The sequence below is a fragment of the Nocardioides sp. genome (assembly GCF_051876515.1).
Classification (GTDB): domain Bacteria; phylum Actinomycetota; class Actinomycetes; order Propionibacteriales; family Nocardioidaceae; genus Nocardioides.
Genome location: NZ_JBJEHY010000243.1, coordinates 1 through 4,962, shown reverse-complemented (window position 1 = coordinate 4,962; position 4,962 = coordinate 1). Strand labels below are relative to the sequence as shown.

Below are 4,962 nucleotides of genomic sequence, written 5' to 3'. Positions count from 1 at the left end.
CGTCGAGGCGGCCCTGCTGGTGCTCCTCGTCTGCGTCGCCTGATCCCGGGCGACTCAGAGCTTCAGCACGCGTCCGGCCACCACGAGGTGGACCTCGGCGCACTCCTGGGCGACGCGTCGGTTGACGGTGCCGAGGAGGTCACGGAACAGCGCCCCGGAGCGGTGCGAGGGGATCACCCCGAGGCCGACCTCGTTGGTCACCACCACGACCGGCCCGGCCGAGGCCGGTCGCCTGCGCAGCGCCGCCACGAGGCTGTCGGTCTCGGTCTCCACCATCGCGTGCACCTCGGCTCCCGGCGCGTCCCACAGCGCGCGGGCGTCGATCAGCCGGGTCACCCACGTGCCCAGGCAGTCGATGAGCACCGCTCCCGGGTGGGCGTCGAGGACCTTCCCCACCGCGAGCGTCTCCTCCAGGCCCCAGTGTGCGGGGCGCCTGGTCCGGTGCAGACGGAGCCGCTCGGCCCAGTCCGGGTCCGGTTCGGCGGCCTCGTCCGGTCCCGTGGCGACGTAGGTGACGTCGTCGAGGTCGGCGACCAGGGTCTCGGCGTGGTGCGACTTCCCGGAGCGCACGCCGCCGGTGACGAGGATGTTCATCGGTGTCCTTCCGTCCCCAGCGTCCATTCGTGCTGGACGTGGCACCGCCCAGCCTGCCACCACTGCAGCTGGAGCCGGTCGGCCAGGGCCGTCGCGGGCAGCATCGGTGCAGTCCACGCCCGTACGACGGCCTCGTCGACGTCCGCCCCGACGGCGTCCAGGGTCACGTGCGGCACGAGGTGCTCACCGAACCTGCCCTCGTACGGCACCACGTCGTTGAAGGCGCTGCGCAGCCGGGACGTCATCTCCCGGAAGCCCGCGTCGGGCACGAGGGTGAGGTGGATGGTGCCGTCGGGAAAAGTCGCGACCTCACCCGTGGTGAAGGTGAAGGGCCTGGTCCGGGCGCACACCTGGGCCACGGCCTCGAGGTCCGCGGGTCCGGGCGCGCGGCGCCACGGAGCCAGGACCGTGACGTGGGCGTGCGCGAATCCCGGCTCCGCGGACAGGTACTCCGCGTCGTAGTGGACGGTGCGGGCGCGTACGAACTGCTCGAGCGGTGGCACCGGGACCGCCAGCACGGTGTGGCCGGGGTCGTGGTGCCCGCTCACGCCGGGTCTGCGGCCAGCGAGTCGCCCTCGGCCTCAGCCACGAACGCCTCCAGGTCGGGCACGGCGGCCAGCGCCTCCAGGTCGGGCGAGACGGTCGCGGGTCGGACCCCGTCACGTCCGACCCAGCCGACGCCCTTCTCGTAGCGGCGCACGACCTTGGCAGGCACGCCCACGACGACGCTGTGGTCGGGCACCTCGCCCCGCACCACGGAGCCGGCGCCGACGACGACGTTGCGGCCCAGCCGCGTGCCCGGCAGGAGCACGGCACCGTGGCCGATCCAGCTCCCCGCACCGACGACGACGGGGTCGTGCTCACCGAACTGCTTGCCGATGGGGACGTCGGGGTCGGCGTACCCGTGGGAGGCGTCCGAGATGAAGACGCCCTGTCCGAACCAGACGTCGTCGCCGATGACGATCGACTCGTGGGCCGTGAACGTGCAGCGGGCGCCGACGACGCACCGGTCGCCGATCACCAGGCCCTGGGGCCGCACGACCTGGTCGAGGACGCCGTACCCGACGGAGAGGGTGGCGTGGCGCCCCACGAGGGTGCCGGTGCCGATGTGGATCGAGTGCTCCCCCATCACGGTCGCCTGCGGGAACGCGATGGCGCTGGCCTCGCCGAAGCTGGCGAAGCGGGACGCGGCCCGGGTGCCGGGCGTGATGGCACCGACCCACTCCACGGCCCGGTGGAGGGCGTGGAAGGGCGGGCTGAGGAGGGTACGGAGCAGTGGCACCCGCGCAGACTACCTGCGCCCGGTGGTGGGCGGGGCGGGGTTCCGCGCGCGTGCGCGGGTAGCGTTGCGGGCGGTGTGCCGGCCTCCCCGTCGGCCTGGACTGGAGGAGTGTGCGTGGGCGCCGAGTTGACGAGCATGGTGGAGCTCCCGGGCGGGACCTTCACGATGGGTTCGGTGTCGCACTACCCCGACGAGGCGCCCCTGCGTACGCGGACCGTGGAGCCCTTCTCGATCGAGAGCCACCCGGTCACGGTGCGCCAGTTCGCCGCCTTCGTGCGTGAGACCGGCTACCGCACGGTCGCGGAACGTCCCCTCGAGGGCTCCCAGTTCGACCACCTGCCCGACGCCGAGCGCGTCCCCGGCGGCCTGGTCTTCACCCCGACCTCCGGTCCGGTCGCCCTGGACAACTGGCGGCAGTGGTGGCGCTGGGTGCCCGGCGCCTCGTGGCGCCAGCCGTACGGTCCGGGCTCGGCCGACCCCCGTCGCGCCGACCACCCGGTGGTGCAGGTCAGCTTCGAGGACGCCTCGGCCTACGCGGCCTGGGCGGGCCGGCGGCTGCCCACCGAGGCTGAGCACGAGTTCGCCTCCCGGGCCGGGCTCGAGGGCGCGACCTACGGGTGGGGCGAGGAGCTGCGTCCCGGCGGCCGGCTCATGGCAAACACCTGGCAGGGACGGTTCCCGTACGAGAACACCGGCGCTCTCGGCTGGGTCGGTACGTCCCCGGTCGGCACGTTCCCGGCCAACGACTACGGCCTCGTGGACCTGATCGGCAACGTGTGGGAGTGGACCACGACGGTGTACTCCGCGGACCCCACCGCCGAGCCCGTGTCGGCGTGCTGCGCCGCGTCCGTGCAGGCCGCGGGATCCGCCCAGCGCGTCCTGAAGGGCGGATCGCACCTGTGTGCCCCCGAGTACTGCCTGCGGTACCGCCCTGCCGCGCGTTCACCGCAGGACGAGGACTCCGCCACCTCGCACATCGGCTTCCGCTGCGTCAGCTGAGGCTCGTCAGCTCGCTCCACCCGCCTGCCTGAGGGGTGACCACCGCCTGGGCGGGGATCCGCTCCTGCATGGTCGCGACGTGGGAGATCACCCCGACCGTCCTGCCGTGCTCACGCAGGCCGTCGAGGACCTGCATCACCAGATCGAGCGTCTGCGCGTCCAAGGAGCCGAACCCCTCGTCCACGAAGAGCGTGTCGAGCGTGATCCCCCCGGCACGCTGCGTCACGACCTCGGCGAGCCCCAGCGCGAGCGCCAAGGAGGCAAGGAAGCGCTCGCCCCCGGACAGTGACTCGGGTGCTCGGGCCGTGCCCGTGTGCGCGTCCAGCACGCGCACGTCCAGGCCCGCGTTGTTGCCGCGGGTGGCCGGCTCGTCACTGACGTGCAGGCTGTAACGCCCCGCCGACATCTCGCCCAGTCGGCCGTTGGCCGCGCGGGTCACCTCGACCAGCTCGGCAGCAAGCACGTAGCTCTCCAGCCTCAGGCGACGGGTGTTGGGCGAGTCGCCGTGCACCGACCGGGCGAGCCGCTGGACGGTCTCGTACGTCCGACGCTCCCGCTCGGAGCGACCCCAGCCGGTCCTGACCTGCTCGGCGAGCGACTCAGCCGTACGCAGCCGTTCGACGGCGACGCCGTGGGCGCGCAGGGTGGCGTGGAGGGCCTGGTCGGCCTCGGCGGACGCGTGCCGCGGTCCCTCGACGTCGACGGGGTCCGTCGGCAGCCCCTGCAGCGACGGGTCCTGCAGGGCCGCCGTCGTGGCCGCTGCCTCGTCGTCGTGGGCCCGGACCCGGGACTCGATCGTGCGGGACTGCTCGGGGGTCAGCACCGCCGCGAGGTACGCGTCGGCGCCGGCGAAACCCGCCGCCTCGAGGGCGGCGTCGAGCGCGCTGGTCGCCTCCTCGTGCGCAGACTCCGCGGCCACGAGGTCGGTGCTCACGGACAGCAGCGCGTCGACGGCCGCGATCTGGTCCTCCAGGGCGCTGCTCCGCGCGGCCACGGTGTCACAGTCACCGCGGGCCAGGTCCACCTCGGCCCGCAGCCGGTCGATCTCGGTGCGCTGCGCATCGTGCTCCGCGGTGAGCCGGGTCAGCTCCACCTCTCCGGCGTGGAGTGACGTCTGCAACCTGGCCAGCTCCGCGGTCGAGATCTCCCTCCGTGTTGCCTCGTCACGCGCGACCGCCAGGGCGACCGTCGCGTCCGCTAGGGCGGCCGCGAGCACCTCCTCACCCCGGGCGCCCTTGGTCTCCTCCACCAGGGCGCGGGCGGCGGCCGCTGCCTGCTCCAGCGCCGAGGCGTGCTGCTGCGCCTGCCGCAGCGCATCCTCGGCGGCGTCGACGTCACCCGGCAGGACGCCGGACGGGTCGACGGGGGCGGGTGCGGGGTGCTCGCGCGACCCGCAGACAGGACACTGCTCGTGGTCGGAGAGGCTCTGCGCGAGCGTCCCGGCGTACCCGTCGAGGAGCGCGCGGCGCACCTCCACCACGACGGCGGACGCCTCGGTGCGGGCCTGGCCGGCCAGCAGGGCTGCACGCTCGCAGCTCTCGGCCTCCTGGCGCGCCTCGGCGTGACGCCTGGCAAGGGCGTGCTCGAACCGGAGCGCGGTCAGCGTGGCCTCCGCTTGAGGAACCGAGACGCTCGGGACTACCGCAAGCACGTCGCGGTGGCGCTGGGCCTCGTCACGCCACGCGGTCTGCTGGGCCGACCGCGTGGCGATCTCCCGCTCCCGGGCAGCCAGGCCGGCCTCGACGACCGCTGCCGTCCGCTCGGCCTCGAGTCCGCGCTGGAGCTGGCCACGCTCGCTCACCCAGGCGTCCCGCTGGGCTGCCAGGTCGGACGGGGCCTGACCGCAGAGCTCCGCGTAGTGGGACTCCGCCTTCTCGGCCGCGGCCCGGACGTCCTCCAGGCGTCGGACAGCGCGCCGGTGCGCACCGTGCACAGGGTGGACGGACTCCGTGGCGCGCGCTCTCACCAGGGTGGCGCGCGCCGCCTCGACCTGCTCCGCGGCGGCCGCGAGCCTCCGTCGGCTCTCGCCCAGCCGGGCGGCGCGTTCCTGCCGCTCGGCGGTGGCCGAGGCGGCGTCGAGGAGCGAA

At 74.1% G+C, this 4,962-nt stretch carries 5 protein-coding genes; 1 reads left to right on the top strand and 4 read right to left on the bottom strand.

Annotated elements, in window-relative coordinates; all coding sequences use genetic code 11:
- Positions 1-54: 54 nt before the first annotated feature.
- Genes ACI379_RS16925 through ACI379_RS16915 form a run of 3 tightly spaced genes read right to left on the bottom strand, consistent with a single transcriptional unit; the run spans position 55 to position 1,876 of the window.
- Positions 55-594, bottom strand: coding sequence for a bifunctional adenosylcobinamide kinase/adenosylcobinamide-phosphate guanylyltransferase (locus tag ACI379_RS16925; RefSeq protein WP_439793302.1), 540 nt, complete (start codon positions 592-594; stop codon positions 55-57).
- Positions 591-1,142, bottom strand: a complete 552-nt coding sequence (locus ACI379_RS16920) for a 2'-5' RNA ligase family protein (protein ID WP_439793301.1) — start codon at positions 1,140-1,142, stop codon at positions 591-593. Before ACI379_RS16920 ends, ACI379_RS16925 begins: the two co-directional genes overlap by 4 nt.
- A complete protein-coding gene (locus ACI379_RS16915) occupies positions 1,139-1,876 on the bottom strand; it encodes an acyltransferase (protein ID WP_439793300.1) in 738 nt (245 codons plus the stop codon). The genes ACI379_RS16920 and ACI379_RS16915 overlap by 4 nt, the downstream gene beginning before the upstream one ends.
- 114 nt (positions 1,877-1,990) lie before the next feature.
- Between ACI379_RS16915 and ACI379_RS16910 the strand changes: the two genes are divergently transcribed.
- Positions 1,991-2,875 (top strand): formylglycine-generating enzyme family protein, encoded by an 885-nt coding sequence (locus tag ACI379_RS16910; RefSeq protein WP_439793299.1) that lies wholly within the window; start codon positions 1,991-1,993, stop codon positions 2,873-2,875.
- On the opposite strand, the gene ACI379_RS16905 is transcribed toward ACI379_RS16910, so the two are convergent.
- A partial coding sequence (locus ACI379_RS16905; protein ID WP_439793298.1) for an SbcC/MukB-like Walker B domain-containing protein occupies positions 2,868-4,962 on the bottom strand: 2,095 nt, incomplete at its 5' end. The genes ACI379_RS16910 and ACI379_RS16905 overlap by 8 nt on opposite strands.